This is a genomic window from Herbaspirillum sp. GW822-FHT03A08 (genome assembly GCF_058801885.1).
In genome coordinates this window covers 394,160-415,464 of the sequence record NZ_JBXANR010000003.1, presented here as the reverse complement: position 1 = coordinate 415,464, position 21,305 = coordinate 394,160, and the positions used below count along the sequence as shown (strand labels likewise).

Genomic DNA, 21,305 nt, shown 5'->3' with positions numbered 1-21,305 from the left:
GGCGATGTCGCTGCCCTTGCGCTTTCGCCAACTGCACGACCATGCGCGTGCCGAATTAACTGTCTCATGGGAGTTGCGCCGCGACAGATTGCAGCGCCTGCGCCATCTGCTGATCCGCCACAAGCACGATGTCGCCACAGCCATCAGCCATGACTTCGGCAACCGCTCGCAGCACGAAACCCAATTCCTGGAAGTCTTCACCAGCCTGCAAGCCATCGATCATGCGCTGGCGCACGGCCATATCTGGATGCAGCCGCAATCGCGGCGCACGTCCATCTGGTACAAGCCCGCGCGCAATACCTTGCTACCGCAGCCTCTGGGTGTCGTCGGCATTATCACACCGTGGAATTACCCGCTGCTGCTGACCATCGGTCCGCTCAGTTGCGCGCTTGCGGCCGGCAATCTGGCCATGATCAAACTGTCGGAATACACGCCTGCATTCGGCGCGCTGTTCGATCAGTTGATCCGGCAATCCTTTTCCGACGATGAAATCGCCGTCATTCATGGAGACGGTGATGGCGACGTCGCGCTGGCGCAAGAATTCTGCACCCTGCCCTTCGACCATCTGGTCTTTACCGGCTCGACGGCTGTTGGCCGTGAAGTCATGCGCGCCGCCAGCGCCAACCTGACGCCGGTGACACTGGAACTGGGCGGCAAGTCGCCTGCCATCATCGGGCCGTCCGCCGACTTCCGCCATGCGGTCACGCGCATCATCAGCGGCAAGTTGCTGAACGCCGGCCAGACCTGCATCGCTCCCGACTATGTACTCCTGCCTAAAGGGCGCGAGCAAGCCTTCATCGATTGCGCGCGCGATGTGGTGGCGCGGATTTATCCGTCCCTCAATGACGAACGCCTGCCCACCGACGACTACACCAGCATCGTCAATCAGCGCCACTACGACCGTCTGGCATTGCTGTGCAGCGATGCCCAGCAGCGTGGCGCAGTGCTGACTCCACTGAGCCAACGCGCGCCGCACGCATCGACGCGCCTGCTGCCGCCACTTGTGGTGATGCAGGCCGCAGCCGATGCGCGCATCATGCAGGAAGAAATTTTCGGCCCGCTGCTGCCGCTGGTCACTTATGAAAAGATCGGCGACGCCATTGCTGCAGTCAACGCCGGGCCGCGCCCGCTGGCGCTGTATGTATTCGATCAGGACTCACGCATCATTGACCGGGTGCTGCAACAAACCGTCTCCGGCGGCGTCACCGTCAACGACACGCTGCTGCATATAGCGCAGGAGGACTTGCCCTTCGGTGGCGTCGGCGCGTCCGGCATCGGTGCGTATCATGGGGAAGAAGGCTTCCGGCGTTTTTCACACATGAAGCCGGTGTTCAGACAGAGCCGCATCAATGCGATGCGGCTGTTCAGCCCGCCTTATGGCAAGGCGTTTGCGCTGTTGATGAAGTTGTTGATTCGCTGAGTCTTTATCGGTCTCACAAGGCCCATACGACACTGGGTCCTGGCCTTCGCTGGGACGACAGACTGTAGTTACAGCAATTCGCTCTGACCGTCGCCGTCGACTTCCGGCTCTGCCGTACCCAGCAACTTCTGCGCAGTGTCGCTCGGCAAAGCCTCTACCGATTTCAGCTTGCGCGACATCTGGCGGGTCCGCGTTTCGGCCTGCTCGATATTTTTGGCGGCGCGTTCCAGCGTGCTCTTGGTTGCGGCCAGCACGTCGCCAAACTTGGTGAATTCGGTCTTCACTGCGCCCAGCACTTGCCACACTTCCGACGAACGCTTTTCCAGCGCCAGTGTGCGGAAGCCCATCTGCAAGCTATTCAGCAAGGCAGACAAAGTCGACGGACCGGCGATGCTGACGCGATGGGTGCGCTGCAGATCATCCGACAAGCCGGGACGACGCATGACTTCGGCATACAGACCTTCGGTCGGCAGGAACAGAATCGCGAAGTCGGTAGTAAGTGGCGGCGACAGATATTTTTCGGCGATGGTTTTGGCTTCGCCCCGCACTGCCCGTTCCAGCTCGCGCCCTGCCTGCGCCACGCCTTCAGCATCCGCACGATCAGCGGCTTCTGCCAGGCGTTCGTACTGTTCTTTCGGGAATTTGGCGTCGATCGGCATCCAGACCGGCGTGCCGCCGTCGTCGTTGCCGGGCAGCTTGATGGCGAATTCGACGCGCTCGCCGGTGTTGGGTACGGTCTCGACGTTCTTGGCGTACTGATCGGGCGTGAGCATTTGTTCCAGCAGCATTTCCAGTTGGACTTCCCCCCAGGTGCCGCGCGTCTTGACGTTGGTCAGAACGCGCTTCAGATCGCCGACGCCGATGGCCAGCTGCTGCATCTCGCCCAGGCCCTGATGCACCTTGTCGAGACGGTCGGACACCAGCTTGAAGGATTCGCCCAAACGCTGTTCCAATGTCGCGTGCAGTTTTTCGTCGACGGTTTTGCGCATCTCTTCAAGGCGATTGCCGTTGTCGAGCTGCAGGTCTTTGATCTTCGCTTCCAGCGTCGCGCGTACTTCCGCCATGCGCTGCGCGTTAGATTCGGTCAGCGTAGACAGCGTCTGATTGAGCGTGTCGCCGAAACGCTTGAGCGAAGCGGCCTGCTCTTCGCGGCTGGCTTGCGCCTGCAAATTCATGGTCTGGCGCATGCCGTCGAGTTGCTGCGCATTGGTCTCGTTAAGCTTGACCAGTTGCTGAGCAAAGCTGTCGATCTGGTTGTTCTGCAAGGTCGCCACGCTGGTCATCTGCGCCGCCAGCGTCTGTTGCAACTGGCCGAAATTGCTGCCGAGTTCCTGGCGCGTGTTCTGTGCATTACTCTGCATCTGCTCGCGCAATTCGCGTTCGCTGCGTTCGGCCAGGTCTTGCTGGTGGCGTTGCAGTTCGCTTTTCACCTGCTGCAGGGGCGTGGCGATATCAACGCCGCCGCGGCTGCGCATCAGGATCAGCACTTGCAGCACGATGCCGACAGCTATGAGGGCGATGAGGATCAGTTCAGTTTGTGTCATGTATGTTTCTGATTATTGCTTCAAATAACGCTTATTCAGGCTTGTTTCTCATCCAGTCGGCTGTCTGGAAGAAAGACTCCATCAGCCTGGTGCGCAGTGTTTCGTCGAGACCGGTGTCTTCCATCGCCCACGCCATGCAGCGCAGCCATTGATCGCGTTCAGAAATACCGATGGCGAACGGCAAATGACGAGCCCGCAAAAAAGGATGGCCGAAACGCTCAATATACAGATTGGGGCCACCGCTCCAGCCGGACAAGAACCAGTAGGTTTTGTCGCGCGATCCGTCCAGTGAGAGTGGGTGCAGCGCGCGGATGCCGGCGAACTCCGGCTCAAGGTCCATCAGATCGTAAAAACGATCCACCATTTCGCGCAGCTTGTCCGCGCCGCCGATCATGTCGTAGACAGTCGGTTGATTGGGGTCTTCAATTTGCATAGACCGAGATGATAGCGCAGCTGCCGTCCGGCTGCCCGTTCAGCCCGGTCTTTGCGGGCGATATTTATGCTTCGCGCAAGGTCTGAAGCGGCGGTCTTGCCAGAACGCTACGCAATCCGGCCCAGCCGCCAAACACCGCGCAGGCAATCCCGATCGCACCGCCCGTAACCCACAGCCAGGGGCTGAAGCTCCATTCGAAGTCGAACACGTAATGCGCCAGCGCCCAGCCGATGCCGGCGGCCCCGCTGGAAGCCAGCAAACCGGCCACGCTGCCGATCAGCATGACCTCGATGCGCTGCGCTCTCGCCAGCTCCTTGCGCGTGGCGCCCAGCGCACGCAGCAAGCCGGCCTCGCGTACCCGCTCATCCTGAGTGCCGACCAGCGCGGCATACAAGACCAGCACACCGGCCGTCAGCGTGAACAAAAACAGGAATTCCACTGCGGCAATCACCTGGTCGACGATGTCCTGAATCTGCTTGAGCACGCTGCCGATATCGACAACCGTCAGATTGGGATAGTCGCGCGTGAGCACATTGCCGAGACCCGCCTTGGCGTCTGGCAAATGGAAGGCGGTGATCCAGGTCTGCGGCATGTCTTTCATCGCCGCCGGATTGATGATCACGAAGAAATTGACACGCAACGAACCCCACTCCAGCTTGCGAATGCTCGTGATCGGCACGGTCGCCAACTGGCCTGCGATATCGAACTGCAACTGATCGCCCAGCTTCAGCTTGAGCGTCTTTGCCAGGCCCTCTTCCACCGAGGCTTCCGGCTTGCTGTCGTCGTACCATTTGCCGCCGACAATCGTGTTTTGCGCCGGCACGTCGCGCATGGTGGACAGATTGAATTCGCGATCGACCAGACGCTTGGCGCGGTCTTCCTGATAAGTGTCGTTGGTCACCGGTTTGCCGTTGATCTGCACCAGACGACCGCGGATCATCGGATACAGCTGCACCTTTTGCAATCCTTCCTGCACCAGCTTTTGCTCGACGATGTCTTTCTGGTCGGGCTGGATGTTGATCACGAAGCGATTCGGTGCATCGGCCGGCGTCGACTGGCGCCATGCGCCGATCAGGTCGCCACGGATCACCGTGAGCAGCAGCAGTGCCATCAAACCCAATCCCAATGCGACGATCTGCATCGTGGTGGCGCCCGGACGGCGCTGCAGGCCGTCAATCGCAAACCGCCAGCTCTGGTTATCTAACAAGCCGCGCAACGACTGCACGCTCTTGAGGCAAGCCCACGCGATCAACGCAAACAAAGCGAAACCGCCGAGGAAACCCGCTGCCGTCATGGCGCCCAGCTTGACGTCGCCCGCCTGCCACAGCAACAAACCAGTGAAGACGGCCACGCCCAGGATATAGGTCGCGATGCTCATTGCTTTGGGCGCCGACGATTCGCGCCGGATAACCCGGTTGTGCGGCACGTTGCGCAGCTGCAAAAGCGGCGGCAAGGCGAAGCCCACCAGTAGCAGCAATCCAATCGCGATCCCCTGTACTGCCGGCCACCAGCTGGCGGGCGGCAAGGCTGTCGGCATGAAACGCCCCAGCCATTCCAGCAAGACGAAATGGGCGGCAAAGCCCAGCAGCACACCCAGCGCACTACCGACCAGACCGACCAGAATGAATTCTTGCAGGTACATCAGCGTGACCTGATTTTGCGTCATGCCGAAACAACGCAGCATGGCGCAGGCATCGAGATGGCGCAGCATGAAACGGCGCGCTGCCATCGCCACTGCGACTGCCGCCAGCAGCGCCGACAACAAACCGACCAGCGAGAGGAATTGCTCGGCGCGATCCAGCGTAGCGCGCATTTCGGGACGACCGGATTCCAACGATTCGATGCGCACGCCTTTGATGTTGCTGTCGTCGATAGTCTTTTGCAGCCACTGCTGATACGACTGCACAGATGCAGGTGTGCCGGACAGCAGCAGACGATAGGTGACACGCGAACCGTATTGCACCAGACCGGTCGCCGCAAGGTCAGGCATGGCCAGCATCACGCGCGGCGCAAAGTTGACGAAGGCACTCCCGCGGTCCGGCTCCACAGCAATAGCCGCCGCAATGCGAAATGATTTGTCGCCCAGCTTGAGCATGTCGCCTACCTTGACCTGCAAAGCGGAGAGAATATTCGGATCGACCCAGACGCTGCCTGCCGGCGGCACGCCGTCAGCGACGCGGTCCACACCACCTGCCGCATCGGCAAGTTTGAGCTGGCCGCGCAAGGGGTAAGCATCTGAGACCGCCTTGATCGACGACAGGATGGAACGCGCCACATCCCCCTCGCCCGCGATCGCCATGCTGGGGAAAACCACGGTTTGCGCCATGTGAAGGTTGGACTGCACCGCCTTGTCCTGCCACTCGGGCCGCAGGGGTTGATCCGCTCCGACCAGCAAATCGGCTCCCAGCAGTTGATGTGCGTCCCGGACCAATCCTGCGCGCATGCGATCGACAAAAAAACCGACCGAGGACAAGGCCGCGACGGCGACGATCAAGGCAATCAGAAGGAAACGCAATTCGCCGGCGCGCCAGTCACGGCGCGTCATACGCAACGATAAAGAAAACATGCAGGTCCTGCCCGGGAGGAAAGTAAAGAAACGGAAATGAAGTGAAAGCAAATTTGTCGACAGGATAGCGCATGCCACATCACCGCAGCACTATCCTGTCTTAACTCGTCAGGCGGCCAGCGATGCCATATCGATCACAAAACGATACTTGACGTCGCTTTTGAGCATGCGCTCATAGGCGGTGTTGATATCCTGGATCTTGATCATCTCGATCTCGGAGGTGATGTCATGTTCGGCGCAGAAATCCAGCATCTCTTGCGTTTCCTTGATGCCGCCGATGAGCGAGCCGGCCAGATGGCGGCGCTTGAAGATCAGGTTGCCGACCGATGGCGAAGGATGCGGCAGCTCAGGCACGCCGACCAGCGTCATGGTGCCGTCGCGCTTGAGCAGCACCATGAAGGCATCGAGGTCATGCGGGGCCGCCACGGTGTTGAGGATGAAGTCGAAGCTGTTCAGATGCTGCGCCATCTGATCGGCGTCTTTTGAAATCACGACTTCGTCGGCGCCGAGCTTTAGCGCATCCGCGGCCTTGCCCGGCGATGTGGTGAAGAGCACGACATGTGCCCCCATGGCGTGGGCGATCTTGACGCCCATATGACCAAGACCGCCGAGACCGACGATGCCGACCTTGTGGCCCTTGCCGACCTTCCAGTGCCGCAGCGGCGAATAAGTGGTAATGCCTGCGCACAACAAAGGCGCAACGGCTGCCGGATCGAGTTTTTCGGAAACATGCAGCACGAATTTTTCGCTGACCACGATGTTGTTGGCGTAACCGCCGTAGGTTACGCCGCCGATGTGTTTTTCCTCGGCGTTATAAGTGCCGGTGAAACCGTTCTCACAATATTGCTCCAGCCCTTCGGCGCAGCTGGCGCAGGATTGACAGGAATCGACCATACAGCCGACACCGACCACTTGCCCTTCCTTGAACTGCTTGACGTGGGAACCGACCTTGGTGACGCGGCCGATGATTTCATGGCCGGGCACGACCGGGTAGACCGTGTTGTGCCATTCATTGCGTGCTGTATGAAGATCGGAATGGCAAACGCCGCAATACATGATCTCGATTTGCACATCGTGGGCGCCGGGATCGCGGCGTTCAAACTTGTAAGGCGCGAGAGCGGACTCTGCGGTTTTCGCTGCATAACCTAGGGATGTCAACATGATGAATCCTTTCTGTTCGGGAGGCCGATGGAAGACATGCACAATACGGCAGCGCTGCTGCAATTTCTATAAAACCGAGTTTGCAGCCTGAGTCTGCTGCCGGAGGAGAAACAGTGACGGTGATCAAAGTTGAGGTGATGATGCGGATAACAACGCCCGGCTATGGTAATCCTGTTGAAAAATCCTTGCTGACGGGCACCATGCGATGCACGCGCCGCACGCCGGCTATCGCAGCCACAGCGCGACGCCGCCCAGCGCCAGCAAGACGCATATGGCGTACAACGTCTTCATTCGCGTCCGCAGATTGTCCAATGCAGCGACCAGCTGCGCGTTTTGTTCCGCGAGCGTATTGATCAGGGCGGATGCTTCCAGTTGCTCGGATTCCAGCTGGGCGACGCGTTGCGCCAGATCCTCGATACTGCCGGCTTTGACCGGATTTTCTTCTTCGGTGCGAACAGCTTTGGCCTTTGATCTCTTGGTGCGGGACCATAAGTCTTTTGCGCCTTGGACGACCGTAGGGGTCGCCTGCACGACGTCCGACCAAGGTATCAGTTTGAGCGCTGCGATCCAGTTAATTGACATTTCTCTGCTCCATCTTTGATTGAACTCAATACAGTACGAACCTTCTAAGAACCTGCCGCGTCGTACAAGTGACACCGACGCCAGTCTGCATGCCTGTACATTTACACGTTGCAGCTCGCAGACAACTTGCCAATGTCGCCTATCGGGTAGACACTCATCACCAGTCAAAGTTGAGGAAAGAAATGAAATTATCTTTATGGCGCATTGCCGCCCTGCTATCACTATCGACACTGAGCATCGCCGCCCACGCACTCGATTGCGACAAGGCCACGACGCAAAGCGATATGGATGCATGCAGCTCGCAAGCGCTGAACAAAGCCGATGCCGAACTGAACCAGACCTACATCGATTACCGTAATCGCCTCAATAAGGCTCAGCAAAACCAGATCCGCGATGTCCAGCTGGCATGGATCAAATACCGCGATCTTTCCTGCAAGTATGCCAGTTCCGGCACCGGCAGCTCGGCGCACGGCATGGCGCTGCAATCCTGCCTGACCCAGAAGACCCAGGAACGCACCAAGGAGCTCAAAGCACTGTCGTCCTGCCCCGAGGGCGACATCACTTGCCCACGCTAGCCCTGGAGGCTGTCAACGCAGGCGGTTTGGCAAACGTTCATAGGCAGGCAATACATTTCATGCTGTAATGCCTCAAAGCGCAGAACACGGTATCAGAATCGCACCAACCACGTTATCCCTTATTGGAGAAACCCATGAAAAAGCTGCTCGCCGCCATCGCCGCCGTCACCATCATCGCTCCCGTCTTCCTGTTCAGCCCTGTCGCCATGGCGCAAACGGCCCAACAGAGCAAAATGACCTCCTGTAACAAGGACGCCACCGGTAAAAAAGGCGATGAGCGTAAAGCTTTCATGAAAGATTGTTTGTCCAACAAGCCTGCTGCGCCAGCCGCACCAGTGACTCAACAAGACAAGATGAAGAGCTGCAACAAGGACGCCACCGGCAAGAAAGGCGATGATCGCAAAGCCTTCATGAAAGAATGCTTGAAAAAAGACAAGTAAGTGCAAGTAATGCGATACGTCGCCGGCACTTCGGCACGTATTTCTGCAGCACCAGCGCCCGCCTGCCGGGCGCACAGCAAAAAGCCCGTATCAGACTCTGTCTCATACGGGCTTTTTTTGTCCAAGCGACTACGACCGCGATTACGACGTGATTACTCGCACACCATCGCCGCTCAGGACTGGCTGCGCTTGAAAAAGAACAAGCCTGCACCAACCAGCATCAGCACACCTCCGAAAAAGCGGTTCTGCACCTTGACCGCCTTCGCATCGCGGAAGAAGCGTTGCATGCGGCTCGCCGCGAAGGCATAGCCATGCATCACCACCAGATCAACAGCAACCATGGTGATCGCCATCAGAAGCAATTGCAGCCACAGCGGCTGGTCATGATTAATGAACTGCGGCAACACCGCGACCATGAAAACGATACCTTTCGGATTTGTGGCATTGGTCAGGAAACCGGTCATGGCGCGCTGCCACCAAGCCGTGGCGACCACCGGACGCACCGCTTTCTTTTCATCGATATGCACCGGCGCGCGCCATTGTGACCAGCCGAGATAAATCAGATAGGCCGCGCCAAGAATCTTGATGGTGTTGAAAGCAGCTTCCGATGCCACCAGCAGCGAACCGACGCCGGCGCCGGCAATCACGAGAATCAGCACCAGCGCGATTTCCAGGCCGAGAATCGTGGCGCTGGTTCTGCGTACGCCGTAGTTCAATCCATGACTCATTGACAAGACTGCGCCCGAGCCGGGAGAGATAGCAATCAGGCAAGCCGCCAGAAAAAATGCAAACCACGTTTGAAAAGCCATGCCCTACTTTCAGCAAATAATCAGACCAGCATTATAAGGACTACGGCAGCAATTCGCTAAACACCTGCTCGCCTGATCTGAACTCCGCGGCCGGATTGTCATCTGACGGATATCGTTGTTCCATTTAAAAATGAATCCGAATAAATCAATAAGGAGTACGACATGAACATCCATCTTTCCTTCGGCCCGCTGGTGGCGCTGATTGCCGGCATTCTGATCCTGGTGATGCCGCGCCTGCTCAACTTCATCATCGCCATCTACCTGATCGTGATCGGGCTGGTCGGCTTGTTCGGTTCACATGGATGGCCGTTTTCATGATGCGCGTCCAGTAACAAATGAGCGGTGAAAAACGTCAGCAACAGACGCTTACAAATATGACATCTTTTGAAACACTTTGACGTCGTCGCTTCGGTGGCAGGTTCGTTAATGGAAGTAAGGCGCAGCAAACAAGCTGATCAAGCAAACGCCGAGACTGAAAAACTTCTCTTTAAGGAAAATTGCCATGAACTCGAAATCCATCATCGTTGCTGCTCTGCTCTCCGCTCTGACACTGCCAGTGTTCGCTCAAACCGGCGCGCCTGCCGCACCAGCAGCCGCTCCTGCTGCGACCACGCCTGCTGCTGCAACCGCAGCACCGAAGGCAACAGCCAAGCACACCAAGGCAAAGCACACTGCTAAGAAGGCGAAGGCCGCTGAAACGACAGCCGCCAAACCTGCTTCGACAAGTGAAGCTGCTCCAGCCAAGACCAAGTAAGAGCAACTAAGAGTAAGTAAGCACAAGCAGTCTCAACCAAACACGCATGAGCTGAACTAACAGCTTGATTCAAGAAACTTATTAAAGGAAAACCACCATGAAATCGACATCCATCATCGTCGCTACCCTGCTCTCCGCTTTGGCTCTGCCAGTGTTCGCCCAAACCGGCGCGCCTGCGGCTCCGGCAACACCAGCCGCAACTACGGCGCCAGCAGCGACAACAGCCGCACCAAAGGCTGAACATGCGGCCAAGCATAAGAAAGTGAAGCACACTGCCAAGAAGGAAAAGGCTGCAGAAGCACCCGCGGCCAAGCCTGCAACTGATGCTGCTCCTGCCAAGACTAAGTAAGTCTGGGTAGACATCCTCATGGCGTGAATGCCGTGAAATAAAAGCTCAGGGAGTAAAAACAAAACGGCTTGCCACTGAACATGGCAAGCCGTTTTGTTGTCTGCGGTTAGCTGTTTGCGCTTGCTTACCGGTGCGCATCCGATGTGACGACGTCAGTTCAGATCTGCCTGCCATCGCAAAGCGATGCGCGCCTCCTGAGGGGCACTCTCTCCGCCTATCGTTTCACGCTGTGCATGGTAATCCATACCGATGCCCGCCGCGTACAAGATCTGCTCGCCGACAAACACCATTGGCAAATACGGACGCTCCCACGCAGGAATATCCATCGCCTGATAGTGATACTTGACGCTCTTGGTCGGACGATTCCACGCCAGCTTGACGCGCTCGCCACCGCTGCGCAGGCGCACGGACAACTGCTGCTCGCGCAACCACCCCGCATCGAATCCCACATCGGCGACATCGAAAAACAAGCTGCCGGCAAAGTGCGGAAAATGCAGTTTCGGCTCACCGCGCCAGACGAATTCCAATGGATCCGCATTCTCGTCAAAGGCCGGACGGCGCGGCGTCAGAAAGACACGATCACGATAACGCCGGATATGGCAATCCGGATGCGTGACGCACAATTGCGCATCGGACTTCGCTTCCAGCAATTGCGTGCGCAATTCCAGCAACCATGCCGATGAAGGCATACGCAAATTGCGCAAGGCAAACCAGTGCCGCAAGAGATTGTCGATTCGATCAATGTCGAGCTTGCGCAGGGCCGGCACGCTCAGGTATTCACCATCCAGACACGCAACCAGATCTTGCTGCGCGAGCGTCACCAGCAAGCGCTGCGCCGATTGCGCGTGACTGGCGGAACGCGTAAAGCGCTCCTGAAAACCGGGAAACAGTTCGGCCAGCGCCGGCATGATCCGATGCCGTAAAGCATTGCGTACATAGCGCGTGTCGTTGTTCGATTCGTCATCGACGAACGGCAGCGACTGCACCTCAGCGTAGTGTTCCAGCTGCGCACGTGATGCATTGAGCAACGGCCGCGCCAGCAACAGCCGATCATTGCCGAGCAAGTTCGCTGCGGCATTGGCCTGATCCATACCCGACATCCCTGCCACCCCGGAGCCGCGCAACAGCTGCAGCAAGATGGTTTCCGCCTGATCGTCCTGATGATGCGCCGTCAGCAGCAAGGTGACGCCATGCACGCGGCACAGCTCGCCGAGCGCGTGATAGCGACCGATGCGGGCGGCCTCTTCGACGCCGCTCTTGTCGAGGTCCTTGAGCGCGATATTGCGCGTATCGAAAACGGCGCCGACCTGTTCACATTGGCGACGGCAATGTTCCTGCCAGCTGTCGGCGTTGACGCTGATGCCGTGATGAATATGAAACGCAAACAGGCGCACGCCTTGCTCGCGCGCAAAGACGGCAGCAAGATCTAGCAGCACGCTGGAATCCAGGCCGCCGCTATAAGCAATGGCGATCGCCGGGAATGCGCTGGAAAACGCGGCAGAGAACTCTGCATCGCCGTTGCCGGCCGAAACCAGCGCCTGCAATGCTTGCGTCAGTTCTTGCCCGAGGGTGAGCTTGGCGCCGGAGGAGGCAGAGGCAGACATGTAGAGCTTTCGTGCAAACGGAAGATGGAAATTGCAAGCGAGGCGATCAATACGCAGCCAACAAATTCGCACTGCTTAGAAACTGCAATGGCGGCACAAACCAGAGTTTATGCCGCCATGCGGATGTTGCTGTGCCTGCTGCGTTTGCTGAACGGCGATGCCTTCTCAGCTCACTGCACGGCCATACGCGTCTTACTCTTGCGTATTCAATTCCTTGAACTTGCCGTAGCTCATCAGCTTTTCGTGACGAGCCGCCATCAGTTCCTTGGTCTTGACGCCCTGGAACTGACGCAGCGTGTCGGCCAGCGCGCGCTTGAGCAGCGACGCCATTTGCTTAGGATCGCGATGGGCGCCGCCCAGCGGTTCGTTGACGATCTTGTCGATCAGGCCCATGGCCTTCAGACGATGCGCAGTCAGACCGAGCGCTTCGGCGGCGTCGGAGGCGCGGTCGGCGGTCTTCCACAGGATCGATGCGCAGCCTTCCGGCGAGATCACCGAATACGTCGCGTATTGCAGCATCAGGACCGAGTCGCCGACGGCAATCGCCAGCGCGCCGCCGGAACCGCCTTCACCGATGATGGTGGCGATCAGCGGAACTTTCAGTTCAGCCATGACGTAGAGGTTGTGGCCGATCGCTTCGGACTGGCCGCGCTCTTCCGCATCGATGCCCGGGAATGCGCCCGGCGTGTCGACGAAGGTAAAGATCGGCAGATTGAATTTTTCGGCGACCTTCATCAGGCGCATGGCCTTGCGATAGCCTTCTGGTTTCGGCATGCCGAAATTGCGCATGGCGCGTTCTTTGGTATCGCGTCCCTTTTGGTGACCGATCACCATGCAGGCCTGGCCGTTGAAACGCGCCAGACCGCCAACGATCGACAAGTCATCGGCGTAAGTACGATCGCCGTGCAACTCGTGAAAGTCGGTAAAGATTTCATTCACGTAGTCCATGGTGTAGGGACGCTGCGGATGACGTGCGATTTGCGACACTTGCCATGGGGTCAGCTTGGCGTAGATATCTTTGGTCAGTTGCTGGCTCTTCTTGACCAGGCGCTCAATCTCTTCCGAGATATCGACTGCCGAGTCGTCTTGCACAAAGCGCAACTCCTCGATTTTGGCGTCCAGCTCGGCAATTGCCTGCTCGAAACCCAGAAATGTCGTTGTCGACTTGCTCATCGTATTCCTTTACGCATTTTCATGAACAGGCGGGAGTATAACAGCCCTCGCCGCCCTATTCGCGTTGCCGCATCGTCAACATGGCGATCGCAGCAGCCGCTTGGCTAGTTCTTCAGGAGGCAGTGGAATCCAGGCTGCGCCACAGATACCACGTGGCAACAGTGCGCCACGGCTCCCAATTGGCGGCGACTTCGCGCGCATCGCTGCGCGACACCGGTTCGCCGGAAAAATAACTGTTGCTGATGCCCTTGAGCAACCCCGGATCATCCAGAGGCAGGACATTCGGTCGCAGCAGATTAAATATCAAAAACATCTCGGCTGTCCAGCGGCCCAGGCCGCGGATCTGCAGCATCTCGGCAATGACGTCTTCGTCTTCCATCTCCGCCCATTTGTCGGGATGGACGGTCTTGGCCTTGAAGTGATTGGCGAGGTCGAGAATGTATTCCGCCTTGCGTTTGGACAGGCCGCAGGCGACAAGATTCTCAGGGCCTGCCTTTAAAACCTGCAACGGCGTGCATTTTGGACATTCTTCCAGGAAACGCTGCCACACCGCTTGCGCGGTCTTGGTGGAAATCTGTTGGCCGATGATGGAGCGCGCCAGCGTGGTAAACGCATCGCCGCGACCGGTCAGCTGCAAGTCTCCGAACTGCGGAATCAGCTTGCGCATGATGCGATCGCGCTTCATCAGCTCGGCCTTGGCGTCCTCCCAGTACGCCGGTACGCTGATCGCCTGATCAGCCGGATTGTTTTTTGTCATTCTTGTCAGCCTCGTCGCCATTCGGTAAGACCGCCTGGTTTGTCTTCGAGAATCACGCCTGCCGCAGCGAGTTCGGCACGGATGCCGTCTGCTTCAGCGAAATTCTTAGCTTTTTTGGCGGCGACGCGCGCCGCGATCTTTTCTTCAATCTCCGCTTCGGAAAGTCCGTCTGCATTACCGCCGACACGGGCCTTCAGAAAATCCTCTGCCGGACGCTGCAACAACCCGATAACGCCGGCCAATGCCTTCAATTGCCGTGCATGCGCAGGCGATTTGGTCTTGTTGACTTCATTGGCGAGATCGAACAATACCGCAATCGCGACCGGCGTATTGAAATCATCATTCATCGCTTCGGCAAAACGTACTGCATGCACTTCAGTCTGATCCACCGTCGCCACATCGTCTACGGCGACATCTTTCAATGCCGTGTAAAACCTGGTTAAGGCCACCCGTGCATCATCCAGATGCGCATCCGAATAATTCAGCGGGCTGCGATAGTGCGCGCGCAGGATGAAAAAGCGTACCACTTCAGGATCATACTTTTTCAGCACATCCCGAATGGTAAAGAAATTGCCGAGCGATTTCGACATTTTTTCATTGTCGACACGTACAAATCCATTGTGCATCCAATAATTGACGAAGCCGTGCTGGTGCGCACCTTCCGACTGGGCGATTTCGTTCTCATGATGCGGGAATTGCAAATCCTGGCCGCCACCGTGGATGTCAAAATGATCACCCAGCAAATCGTTGGCCATGGCCGAACATTCGATATGCCAGCCCGGACGTCCCTTGCCCCAGGGCGAGTCCCATTTCACTTCGGCGGGTTCGTTTTCCTTGGAGGCTTTCCACAAGACGAAGTCGAGCGGATCGCGCTTGCCGGTGTTGACGTCGACGCGCTCGCCGGCGCGCAGGTCGTCCAGAGATTTTCCGGACAATTTTCCGTAACCCGGGAAATCGCGTACGGAATAGTTCACGTCGCCGTCGCTCCCCTGATAGGCCAGACCGTTCTTTTGCAGCTTCTGGATCAATTCCAGCATCTGCGGCACGTAGGCAGTAGCACGAGGCTCGTGATCCGGTCTTTGCACGCCGAGCGCGGCCGAGTCTTCGTCCATGGCGTCGATGAAACGCTGGGTCAGCTGGCCGATGGTTTCGCGATTTTCGATGGCGCGATGAATGATCTTGTCGTCGATATCGGTGATGTTGCGCACATAAGTTACGTCAAAGCCGGTCGCGCGCAGCCAGCGCTGCACCATGTCGAACACCACCATCACGCGCGCGTGGCCAAGGTGGCAATAGTCGTAGACCGTCATGCCGCACACGTAAAGACGGACTTTGCCTGGTTCGATTGGGGAAAAGACCTGCTTATCACGCGCCAGCGTGTTGTAGATTTTCAGATTGCTCATGGATGGGAAATATCGGTTCCGGCAGTTATTCGTAGTGTATTTCGTCATGCTGAGGGGACGGCGCTGATCGCCATCGGCCAGCACGGTTCAATGCGCCCGCGCTTATTCTTTTATAGCGGTAAACAACATGAATACAACACGATTGCCAAAACCCTTTTTGTAGTGCTTCTTTGATAAAATGCGTCTTTTCGTTTGAGTATAGCATTGATGAAAACCATGCTTCTTGCATCTCCGCACCCATATCGCAATGCATTGCGTGGCATTTTGAGCAAGACCGTCATTCTATCCGGCCTGATCGCCGCAATCTACTCGGCGCAAGCAAGCGAAGTCTCAGACATCAGCAAACTCATGCGTGCAGGGCAATACCCCGAAGCGCTGGCAAAAACCGACGCCGTTCTGGCAAAGCACCCGCGCGACGCGCAAATGCGCTTTGTGAAAGGCCTGATCTTAGCAGAACAGAACAAGTCCGCCGAGGCAATCGCCATCTTCAGCAAGCTGACCGAAGACTTCCCCGATCTGCCCGAACCGTATAACAATCTGGCCGTGCTGTACGCTGCCAATGGTCAGTACGACAAGGCGCGCGCCACGCTGGACATGGCCATTCACACCAACCCTACGTACGCCACGGCGCTGGAAAATCTCGGCGACGTCTACGCCAAGCTGGCTAGCCAGGCCTACGACAAGGCCTTGCAGATCGATCCGGGCAGCAATGTGCCGCAGCCGAAACTGACGCTGGTGCGCACCCTGACCGGCAATATCACCGGCGGCACCATTCCCAAGCTGGCGAGCGCCAATACAAACGGCAGCAAGTCGCCGGCTGCAACTGCGCCTGCAGCACCGGCTAATCCGGTTAATCCGGTGCCGACACCAGCTCCGGCGCCTGAAGTAAAGAAGCCGGAACCAAAACCTGAGCCTGTCGCCCCGGTGAAACCGGCGCCTGCTCCTGTCGAAAAACCGAAGCCAGTTGAAAAACCGGTAGAGAAGCCGGTCGAAAAGCCTGTTGAGAAACCTGCTGAAAAGCCGGCAGACAAGACGGAAAAGCCAAGCAAAGCAGACAAAGCTGCTGAGAAGGCCGCCGAGAAAGCTGAAAAAGCCGCCGAAGCCGCCCGTGCCGACAAAGACAAGGCTGTCGTCATCAGCGCCGTCAATAACTGGGCCAAAGCCTGGAGTGATATGGATGTGAAGTCCTACCTGGCGGCTTACGCCGGTGATTTCCAGACGCCGAAGGGTGAATCGCGCAAGGAATGGGCTGACGAACGCCGCGCCCGTATCGAGGAAAAAGGCCATATCAGCGTCAAGGTCGACGTCCCGCAAGTCACGATTAAAAACGACACCGCCACCGTCCGCTTCCGTCAGATATATAATTCCAACCGTCTGACAGTAAACAGCCGCAAGACACTGATCCTGGTCAAACAGGGCAATAAGTGGCTGATCAAACAGGAGCGCTCGGGAGGGTAATGGTTCGTTTCGCTGCACATCAAGGCAAGGGTCTGCCCTTGCCATCAGCTCTTGTACGGCTGATTCTGGCTTGCCTGGCATTGACGCCGGTTGCAGGCAGCGTTGCTTCCTCTTCGGCAATACCGCCGCAAGCCTTGCAGTCGGAGATGCGCAAGCCCGACCCGGAAGCCTTGCTGATCGAAGTTTATAAAGACCTCGGCAACAACCGTCTGCAGGAAGCGCAGGCCAAGGCTGATGCGCTGGTTGCGGCTTATCCGCACTTCCGTCTGGGCCATCTGGTACGCGGCGACCTGCTGATGATGCATGTACGCCCGGTCAAAAGCTTCGGCGCCATCGCCGATGCGCCTGCCGACAAGCTGAAAGACCTGCGCGCCGAAGCCATGGTGCGCATCCGTTCGCTGCAGGAGCGTCCCAATCCCAGCCTGATTCCCAAGCCGGTCCTGCAGGTAGGCGACGACCAGAAGAACGTGCTGGTGGTCGACACTTCGCGTTCGCGCATGTACGTCTACGAAAATCAGGGCGGTCAGCTCAAGTTCATGACCGACTATTACATTTCGCAGGGCCGCTACGGCGTCAACAAGTCGCGTGAAGGCGATCAGCGCACACCGATCGGCGTGTACTACGTCAACGCACGCATCCCCGGCCCGAAACTGCCTGATTTCTACGGTACCGGCGCCCTGCCGCTCAATTATCCGAACGAATGGGACAAGCGTAACGGCCGCAGCGGTTCCGGCATCTGGCTGCACGGTACGCCATCCGACAATTTCAGCCGCCCGCCGCTGTCGTCCGACGGCTGCGTAGTGCTGGCCAACCCGGATCTGCAAAGCCTGTATGCGACGGCGGAAGTCGGCAAGACGGTCGTCGTCATCAGTGACGGCGTGCAGTTCGTCGACAAGTCGGAATGGGACAAGGAGCGCAGCTTCGCCAGCAAGTTCATGGATCAGTGGCAGCAGGACATGGAAGCCTCTGACGCCGACAAGGTATTGACAAATTATTCCCCGGCTTTCCGCTCCAACCTCGGCGAAAGCCTGAGCACCTGGTTTGGCCGCCAGCAAAAAAACCTGAACGGCGCGCGCCCTTCCAGTGTCAAAGTGCGTGATCTGAGCCTGTACCGTTATCCAGGCAAAGACGAGATGATCGTCAGCACCTTCGTTCAGGAAACTTCCGTGGGCAAGAACAAGAACGCGGTCCGCAAGCGCCAGTACTGGCAAAAAGAGGGATCGCAATGGAAGATCGTCTACGAAGGCGCCGCCTGATCGGCATATCCGGACGCCAGCGTCATCGCGGATCGTCGCCGCACCAGAGCGATCCGCGCATTGACGGCAAGCCAAGCCGTCTTTCACCACATTCACTTAGCAAGGAAGCACCATGATTCAAGCCCTGTCCCGCCGCAAGCTGCTGCAATGCATCGCCGCCCTGTCGTTGTCCGGCGCTGCTCTGATGGCGCATGCCGCCGACGCGCCGCGCGTGCAGCTCAAGACCAGCATGGGCGACATCGTCCTTGAACTGGATGCGGACAAGGCGCCGATCACCGTCGCCAACTTCCTGAAGTACGTCAAGAGCGGCCAGTACAACGGCACCATCTTCCATCGCGTGATCGGCAGCTTCATGATCCAGGGCGGCGGCTTCGACCAGAACATGCGCGAAAAACCGACTCAGGCCCCGATCAAGAACGAAGCCAAGAACGGTTTGAAAAACGAGGCGTATACTATCGCCATGGCGCGCACGTCCGACCCGCAATCCGCGGCCGCGCAATTCTTCATCAACGTCGCCAACAACCGTCCGCTCGACTATCCGAGCCGTGACGGCTGGGGCTACGCGGTGTTCGGCAAAGTGGTGCAAGGCACCGACGTGGTCGACAAGATCAAGCAAGTGCGCACCGGCAGCAGCGGCATGTTTGACGATGTGCCTGTGACGCCGGTCGTCATCCAGTCGGCGACTGTGCTGAAGTAAGCTCAAGCAAGCTAGGTCAAGTTCAGACAGGCGTTTGCCTCTGCGCCGGTTTTTAGTATTTCATTTTTATTATCTACACAAAAGGGATTCTCATGGCTGTTCTCTTCACCACCAACCACGGTAACTTCAAGGTCGAACTGGACGCAGAAAAAGCGCCAAAGACTGTTGAAAATTTCCTCGCCTACGTCAATTCCGGTCACTACACCGGCACCATTTTCCACCGCGTGATCGATGGCTTCATGGTGCAAGGCGGCGGTTTCGAGCCAGGCATGAAGCAAAAACCAACCAACGACCCGGTTGAGAACGAAGCCAAGAACGGCCTCAAGAACGAGCCTTATACACTGGCCATGGCCCGTACTTCGGCGCCGCATTCGGCATCGGCGCAGTTCTTCATCAACGTCAAGAACAACAGCTTCCTCGACTTCCCAGGCCAGGACGGCTGGGGCTACTGTGTATTCGGCAAGGTCGTCGAAGGCATGGACATCGTCGACAAGATCAAGGCTGTCAAGACCACACGCTCCGGCATGTTCGCCGATGTGCCGGTTGAAGACGTCGTGATCGAAAAAGCTGAAGTCGTCTAAGTCGGCGCCTTTCACTTTCTCCGATGACGAACACTTCATCTGTACAAGCAGCGCAACCCCAAGCGGTTGCGCTTTTTATTTCCGACCTGCATTTGCAGGCCAGCCTGCCGTGCACGACGCAGGCGTTTTACGACTTTCTCGACCAGCATGCGAGCCGGGCCGAACAGCTTTACCTGCTCGGCGACATCTTCGAATACTGGGCCGGTGACGACGATATCGAAACGCCCTACAACCGCGACATCGTCAATGCACTGCGCCGCGTCAGCGACAGCGGCGTGGCTGTCTACTGGATTGCGGGCAATCGTGATTTTCTGGTCGGTCCCGCATTTGCAGAAGCCGCCGGGCTGACGATTCTTGAAGACCCGCACGTCATTCATCTCGTTGGCCGCGACATCACGCTGGCGCATGGCGATGCGCAATGTACCGACGACACGGCCTACATGGCGTTTCGCGCACAGGTGCGCCAACCAGCCTGGCAGCAGCAATTTCTCGGCATGCCGCTGGCCCAGCGCAAAGCCATCATTGAAGGCGTGCGCCAGAATAGCAAGGACGCCAACAAGGAGAAGTCCTACGAAATCATGGACGTCAATGCCGATGCCATACGCGGAGTGTACGAGCAGACCGGCACACAGACCCTGATTCATGGACACACGCATCGTCCCGCCCTGCATATCGATGAATCCGGCGCAGCAACGCGTCTGCGTTATGTCTTGCCGGATTGGGAGTACGACGTGGAACCTGAACGCGGCGGCTGGATGAGTCTGACTGCCGATGGCGTGCTGCATCGCTTCGATGCTGTCGGTACTGAGTTGAAGTAGGTATTGCTGAGCAAGTCAGCCCTGTCGTTACGAACAAAAAAAGAGGAGCAAATCTGCTCCTCTTTTTTATTCCTGCGTTCGATTGCAGACTCGCTTCTAAGCTGACTACTCCACCAGTTTATTCAACTGCGCCGCGTCGAATTTCTCCAACTCCTTCAGCTTCTCACAACCAATGCCGGCTGATTTGATCGCGGCAAGAATCACTTCAATCTGATGCTCTTGCGCAGCGGCCTGATCGATCAAGCCGTGTAATGCCTTCGACAAAGGATCGTCGCCGTTCGGCGTCACGCCGTAAGCTGCAAACATGCGCGCAGCAGCTTGTTCACGAGGATCCTGCGCAGCCTTTTGCACCACGCGCGCCGGATTTCCGATCGCCGTTGCGCCAGGAGGTACTTCTTTGACAACCACCGCATTGGAACCCACCTTGGCGCCATCGCCGACGGTAAAGCCGCCCAACACCTGTGCGCCAGCGCCGATGATCACACCGCGGCCCAGCGTAGGATGGCGCTTGGCGCCCTTGTTCAGCGAGGTGCCGCCCAGCGTCACGCCCTGATAGATCGTACAGTCGTCACCGATTTCCGCCGTCTCGCCGATCACGACGCCGAAGCCATGGTCGATGAAGACACGCCGGCCGATGGTCGCACCCGGATGAATTTCGATGCCGGTGAACCAGCGCGCCAGCTGGGAGATGAAGCGCCCCAGCCACTTCAAGCCGTTATTCCAGCAGCTATGAGCGATACGGTGAAATACCACCGCGTGCAAGCCCGGATAACAGGTTAAGACTTCCCAGGCGTTGCGCGCAGCAGGATCGCGTTCAATGATGCTGGAAATATCTTCTCGAAGTTGAGTAAACATAATGTGGCTGTAAATACGGAATGTGCAATCTTAATCGTTTACCGTCAGGCTTGCCGAAGACAGACTGGCT

The 21,305-nt window shown here is 57.7% G+C and carries 22 protein-coding genes; 11 read left to right on the top strand and 11 right to left on the bottom strand.

Features of this window, described 5'->3' with window-relative positions:
• Positions 1–4 precede the first annotated feature (4 nt).
• Positions 5–1,420, top strand: a complete 1,416-nt coding sequence (locus AC1RN6_RS11085) for a coniferyl aldehyde dehydrogenase (protein ID WP_493005274.1) — start codon at positions 5–7, stop codon at positions 1,418–1,420.
• Positions 1,421–1,488: 68 nt separating this feature from the next.
• Here AC1RN6_RS11085 and AC1RN6_RS11080 read toward each other — a convergent pair whose 3' ends face one another.
• The 5 genes from AC1RN6_RS11080 to AC1RN6_RS11060 form a co-directional block, all read right to left on the bottom strand.
• Positions 1,489–2,964 carry a DNA recombination protein RmuC gene (locus AC1RN6_RS11080; protein ID WP_493005272.1) on the bottom strand — a complete coding sequence of 492 codons (1,476 nt, stop codon included), beginning with the start codon at positions 2,962–2,964 and terminating at the stop codon, positions 1,489–1,491.
• 31 nt (positions 2,965–2,995) lie between these two features.
• Positions 2,996–3,397 (bottom strand): group II truncated hemoglobin, encoded by a 402-nt coding sequence (locus AC1RN6_RS11075; RefSeq protein ID WP_493005270.1) that lies wholly within the window; start codon positions 3,395–3,397, stop codon positions 2,996–2,998.
• Between the two features lie 64 nt (positions 3,398–3,461).
• A complete protein-coding gene (locus AC1RN6_RS11070; RefSeq protein ID WP_493005269.1) occupies positions 3,462–5,963 on the bottom strand; it encodes an ABC transporter permease in 2,502 nt (833 codons plus the stop codon).
• A 108-nt stretch (positions 5,964–6,071) separates the two neighbouring features.
• Entirely contained in the window at positions 6,072–7,124 is a 1,053-nt protein-coding gene (locus AC1RN6_RS11065; protein ID WP_493005267.1) for an NAD(P)-dependent alcohol dehydrogenase, read from the bottom strand.
• 225 nt (positions 7,125–7,349) lie between these two features.
• Positions 7,350–7,706 (bottom strand): hypothetical protein, encoded by a 357-nt coding sequence (locus AC1RN6_RS11060; protein ID WP_493005265.1) that lies wholly within the window; start codon positions 7,704–7,706, stop codon positions 7,350–7,352.
• 182 nt (positions 7,707–7,888) lie between these two features.
• Between AC1RN6_RS11060 and AC1RN6_RS11055 the strand changes: the two genes are divergently transcribed.
• Both AC1RN6_RS11055 and AC1RN6_RS11050 read left to right on the top strand, forming a co-directional pair.
• Positions 7,889–8,281, top strand: coding sequence for a lysozyme inhibitor LprI family protein (locus AC1RN6_RS11055; RefSeq protein WP_493005264.1), 393 nt, complete (start codon positions 7,889–7,891; stop codon positions 8,279–8,281).
• A 134-nt stretch (positions 8,282–8,415) separates the two neighbouring features.
• Complete coding sequence (locus tag AC1RN6_RS11050; RefSeq protein WP_493005263.1) at positions 8,416–8,721, top strand: PsiF family protein; 306 nt, start codon at positions 8,416–8,418, stop codon at positions 8,719–8,721.
• Positions 8,722–8,894: 173 nt separating this feature from the next.
• Here AC1RN6_RS11050 and AC1RN6_RS11045 read toward each other — a convergent pair whose 3' ends face one another.
• Positions 8,895–9,530 (bottom strand): LysE family transporter, encoded by a 636-nt coding sequence (locus tag AC1RN6_RS11045; protein WP_493005262.1) that lies wholly within the window; start codon positions 9,528–9,530, stop codon positions 8,895–8,897.
• A 162-nt stretch (positions 9,531–9,692) separates the two neighbouring features.
• Between AC1RN6_RS11045 and AC1RN6_RS11040 the strand changes: the two genes are divergently transcribed.
• From AC1RN6_RS11040 to AC1RN6_RS11030, 3 genes are all read left to right on the top strand, one after another.
• On the top strand, positions 9,693–9,848 hold the full coding sequence (locus AC1RN6_RS11040) for a DUF3096 domain-containing protein (protein WP_007877342.1): 156 nt from the start codon (positions 9,693–9,695) through the stop codon (positions 9,846–9,848).
• A 184-nt stretch (positions 9,849–10,032) separates the two neighbouring features.
• Positions 10,033–10,284, top strand: coding sequence for a hypothetical protein (locus AC1RN6_RS11035; RefSeq protein WP_493005260.1), 252 nt, complete (start codon positions 10,033–10,035; stop codon positions 10,282–10,284).
• 97 nt (positions 10,285–10,381) lie between these two features.
• Positions 10,382–10,633 carry a hypothetical protein gene (locus tag AC1RN6_RS11030; RefSeq protein WP_493005258.1) on the top strand — a complete coding sequence of 84 codons (252 nt, stop codon included), beginning with the start codon at positions 10,382–10,384 and terminating at the stop codon, positions 10,631–10,633.
• Positions 10,634–10,785: 152 nt separating this feature from the next.
• Here the strand turns inward: AC1RN6_RS11030 and tilS are convergent, their stop codons facing one another.
• The 4 genes from tilS to cysS form a co-directional block, all read right to left on the bottom strand.
• Positions 10,786–12,237, bottom strand: a complete 1,452-nt coding sequence (gene tilS, locus AC1RN6_RS11025) for a tRNA lysidine(34) synthetase TilS (RefSeq protein WP_493005256.1) — start codon at positions 12,235–12,237, stop codon at positions 10,786–10,788.
• Between the two features lie 192 nt (positions 12,238–12,429).
• Positions 12,430–13,410: an acetyl-CoA carboxylase carboxyltransferase subunit alpha gene (locus AC1RN6_RS11020; protein WP_050477205.1), complete on the bottom strand. Its 981-nt coding sequence runs from the start codon at positions 13,408–13,410 to the stop codon at positions 12,430–12,432.
• Between the two features lie 112 nt (positions 13,411–13,522).
• Positions 13,523–14,167 carry a DNA-3-methyladenine glycosylase family protein gene (locus tag AC1RN6_RS11015; protein ID WP_493005255.1) on the bottom strand — a complete coding sequence of 215 codons (645 nt, stop codon included), beginning with the start codon at positions 14,165–14,167 and terminating at the stop codon, positions 13,523–13,525.
• A gap of 5 nt (positions 14,168–14,172) precedes the next feature.
• On the bottom strand, positions 14,173–15,570 hold the full coding sequence (cysS, locus tag AC1RN6_RS11010) for a cysteine--tRNA ligase (protein WP_493005254.1): 1,398 nt from the start codon (positions 15,568–15,570) through the stop codon (positions 14,173–14,175).
• Positions 15,571–15,777: 207 nt separating this feature from the next.
• Here cysS and AC1RN6_RS11005 point away from each other — a divergent pair, with 207 nt between their 5' ends.
• The 5 genes from AC1RN6_RS11005 (at position 15,778) to AC1RN6_RS10985 (ending at position 20,380) form a co-directional block, all read left to right on the top strand.
• The gene (locus AC1RN6_RS11005; RefSeq protein ID WP_493005253.1) at positions 15,778–17,028 is read left to right on the top strand and encodes a tetratricopeptide repeat protein; all 1,251 of its coding nucleotides are present in this window, start codon (positions 15,778–15,780) and stop codon (positions 17,026–17,028) included.
• Entirely contained in the window at positions 17,028–18,284 is a 1,257-nt protein-coding gene (locus AC1RN6_RS11000) for a L,D-transpeptidase family protein (protein WP_493005252.1), read from the top strand. Before AC1RN6_RS11005 ends, AC1RN6_RS11000 begins: the two co-directional genes overlap by 1 nt.
• A gap of 112 nt (positions 18,285–18,396) precedes the next feature.
• A complete protein-coding gene (locus tag AC1RN6_RS10995; protein ID WP_493005251.1) occupies positions 18,397–18,981 on the top strand; it encodes a peptidylprolyl isomerase in 585 nt (194 codons plus the stop codon).
• Between the two features lie 92 nt (positions 18,982–19,073).
• Positions 19,074–19,562: a peptidylprolyl isomerase gene (locus tag AC1RN6_RS10990; protein WP_050477211.1), complete on the top strand. Its 489-nt coding sequence runs from the start codon at positions 19,074–19,076 to the stop codon at positions 19,560–19,562.
• Between the two features lie 23 nt (positions 19,563–19,585).
• Positions 19,586–20,380 (top strand): UDP-2,3-diacylglucosamine diphosphatase, encoded by a 795-nt coding sequence (locus AC1RN6_RS10985; protein ID WP_493005250.1) that lies wholly within the window; start codon positions 19,586–19,588, stop codon positions 20,378–20,380.
• A gap of 105 nt (positions 20,381–20,485) precedes the next feature.
• Here AC1RN6_RS10985 and cysE read toward each other — a convergent pair whose 3' ends face one another.
• On the bottom strand, positions 20,486–21,235 hold the full coding sequence (gene cysE / locus AC1RN6_RS10980) for a serine O-acetyltransferase (RefSeq protein ID WP_493005248.1): 750 nt from the start codon (positions 21,233–21,235) through the stop codon (positions 20,486–20,488).
• Between the last annotated feature and the right edge of the window lie 70 nt (positions 21,236–21,305).

Bases quoted from the DNA above. Each gene is read 5' to 3' on its own strand.
- AC1RN6_RS11085 (WP_493005274.1), top strand. From the start codon at position 5: ATGTCGCTGCCCTTGCGCTTTCGCCAACTGCACGACCATGCGCGTGCC.
- AC1RN6_RS11080 (WP_493005272.1), bottom strand. From the start codon at position 2,964: ATGACACAAACTGAACTGATCCTCATCGCCCTCATAGCTGTCGGCATC.
- AC1RN6_RS11075 (WP_493005270.1), bottom strand. From the start codon at position 3,397: ATGCAAATTGAAGACCCCAATCAACCGACTGTCTACGACATGATCGGC.
- AC1RN6_RS11070 (WP_493005269.1), bottom strand. From the start codon at position 5,963: ATGTTTTCTTTATCGTTGCGTATGACGCGCCGTGACTGGCGCGCCGGC.
- AC1RN6_RS11065 (WP_493005267.1), bottom strand. From the start codon at position 7,124: ATGTTGACATCCCTAGGTTATGCAGCGAAAACCGCAGAGTCCGCTCTC.
- AC1RN6_RS11060 (WP_493005265.1), bottom strand. From the start codon at position 7,706: ATGTCAATTAACTGGATCGCAGCGCTCAAACTGATACCTTGGTCGGAC.
- AC1RN6_RS11055 (WP_493005264.1), top strand. From the start codon at position 7,889: ATGAAATTATCTTTATGGCGCATTGCCGCCCTGCTATCACTATCGACA.
- AC1RN6_RS11050 (WP_493005263.1), top strand. From the start codon at position 8,416: ATGAAAAAGCTGCTCGCCGCCATCGCCGCCGTCACCATCATCGCTCCC.
- AC1RN6_RS11045 (WP_493005262.1), bottom strand. From the start codon at position 9,530: ATGGCTTTTCAAACGTGGTTTGCATTTTTTCTGGCGGCTTGCCTGATT.
- AC1RN6_RS11040 (WP_007877342.1), top strand. From the start codon at position 9,693: ATGAACATCCATCTTTCCTTCGGCCCGCTGGTGGCGCTGATTGCCGGC.
- AC1RN6_RS11035 (WP_493005260.1), top strand. From the start codon at position 10,033: ATGAACTCGAAATCCATCATCGTTGCTGCTCTGCTCTCCGCTCTGACA.
- AC1RN6_RS11030 (WP_493005258.1), top strand. From the start codon at position 10,382: ATGAAATCGACATCCATCATCGTCGCTACCCTGCTCTCCGCTTTGGCT.
- tilS (WP_493005256.1), bottom strand. From the start codon at position 12,237: ATGTCTGCCTCTGCCTCCTCCGGCGCCAAGCTCACCCTCGGGCAAGAA.
- AC1RN6_RS11020 (WP_050477205.1), bottom strand. From the start codon at position 13,410: ATGAGCAAGTCGACAACGACATTTCTGGGTTTCGAGCAGGCAATTGCC.
- AC1RN6_RS11015 (WP_493005255.1), bottom strand. From the start codon at position 14,167: ATGACAAAAAACAATCCGGCTGATCAGGCGATCAGCGTACCGGCGTAC.
- cysS (WP_493005254.1), bottom strand. From the start codon at position 15,570: ATGAGCAATCTGAAAATCTACAACACGCTGGCGCGTGATAAGCAGGTC.
- AC1RN6_RS11005 (WP_493005253.1), top strand. From the start codon at position 15,778: ATGAAAACCATGCTTCTTGCATCTCCGCACCCATATCGCAATGCATTG.
- AC1RN6_RS11000 (WP_493005252.1), top strand. From the start codon at position 17,028: ATGGTTCGTTTCGCTGCACATCAAGGCAAGGGTCTGCCCTTGCCATCA.
- AC1RN6_RS10995 (WP_493005251.1), top strand. From the start codon at position 18,397: ATGATTCAAGCCCTGTCCCGCCGCAAGCTGCTGCAATGCATCGCCGCC.
- AC1RN6_RS10990 (WP_050477211.1), top strand. From the start codon at position 19,074: ATGGCTGTTCTCTTCACCACCAACCACGGTAACTTCAAGGTCGAACTG.
- AC1RN6_RS10985 (WP_493005250.1), top strand. From the start codon at position 19,586: ATGACGAACACTTCATCTGTACAAGCAGCGCAACCCCAAGCGGTTGCG.
- cysE (WP_493005248.1), bottom strand. From the start codon at position 21,235: ATGTTTACTCAACTTCGAGAAGATATTTCCAGCATCATTGAACGCGAT.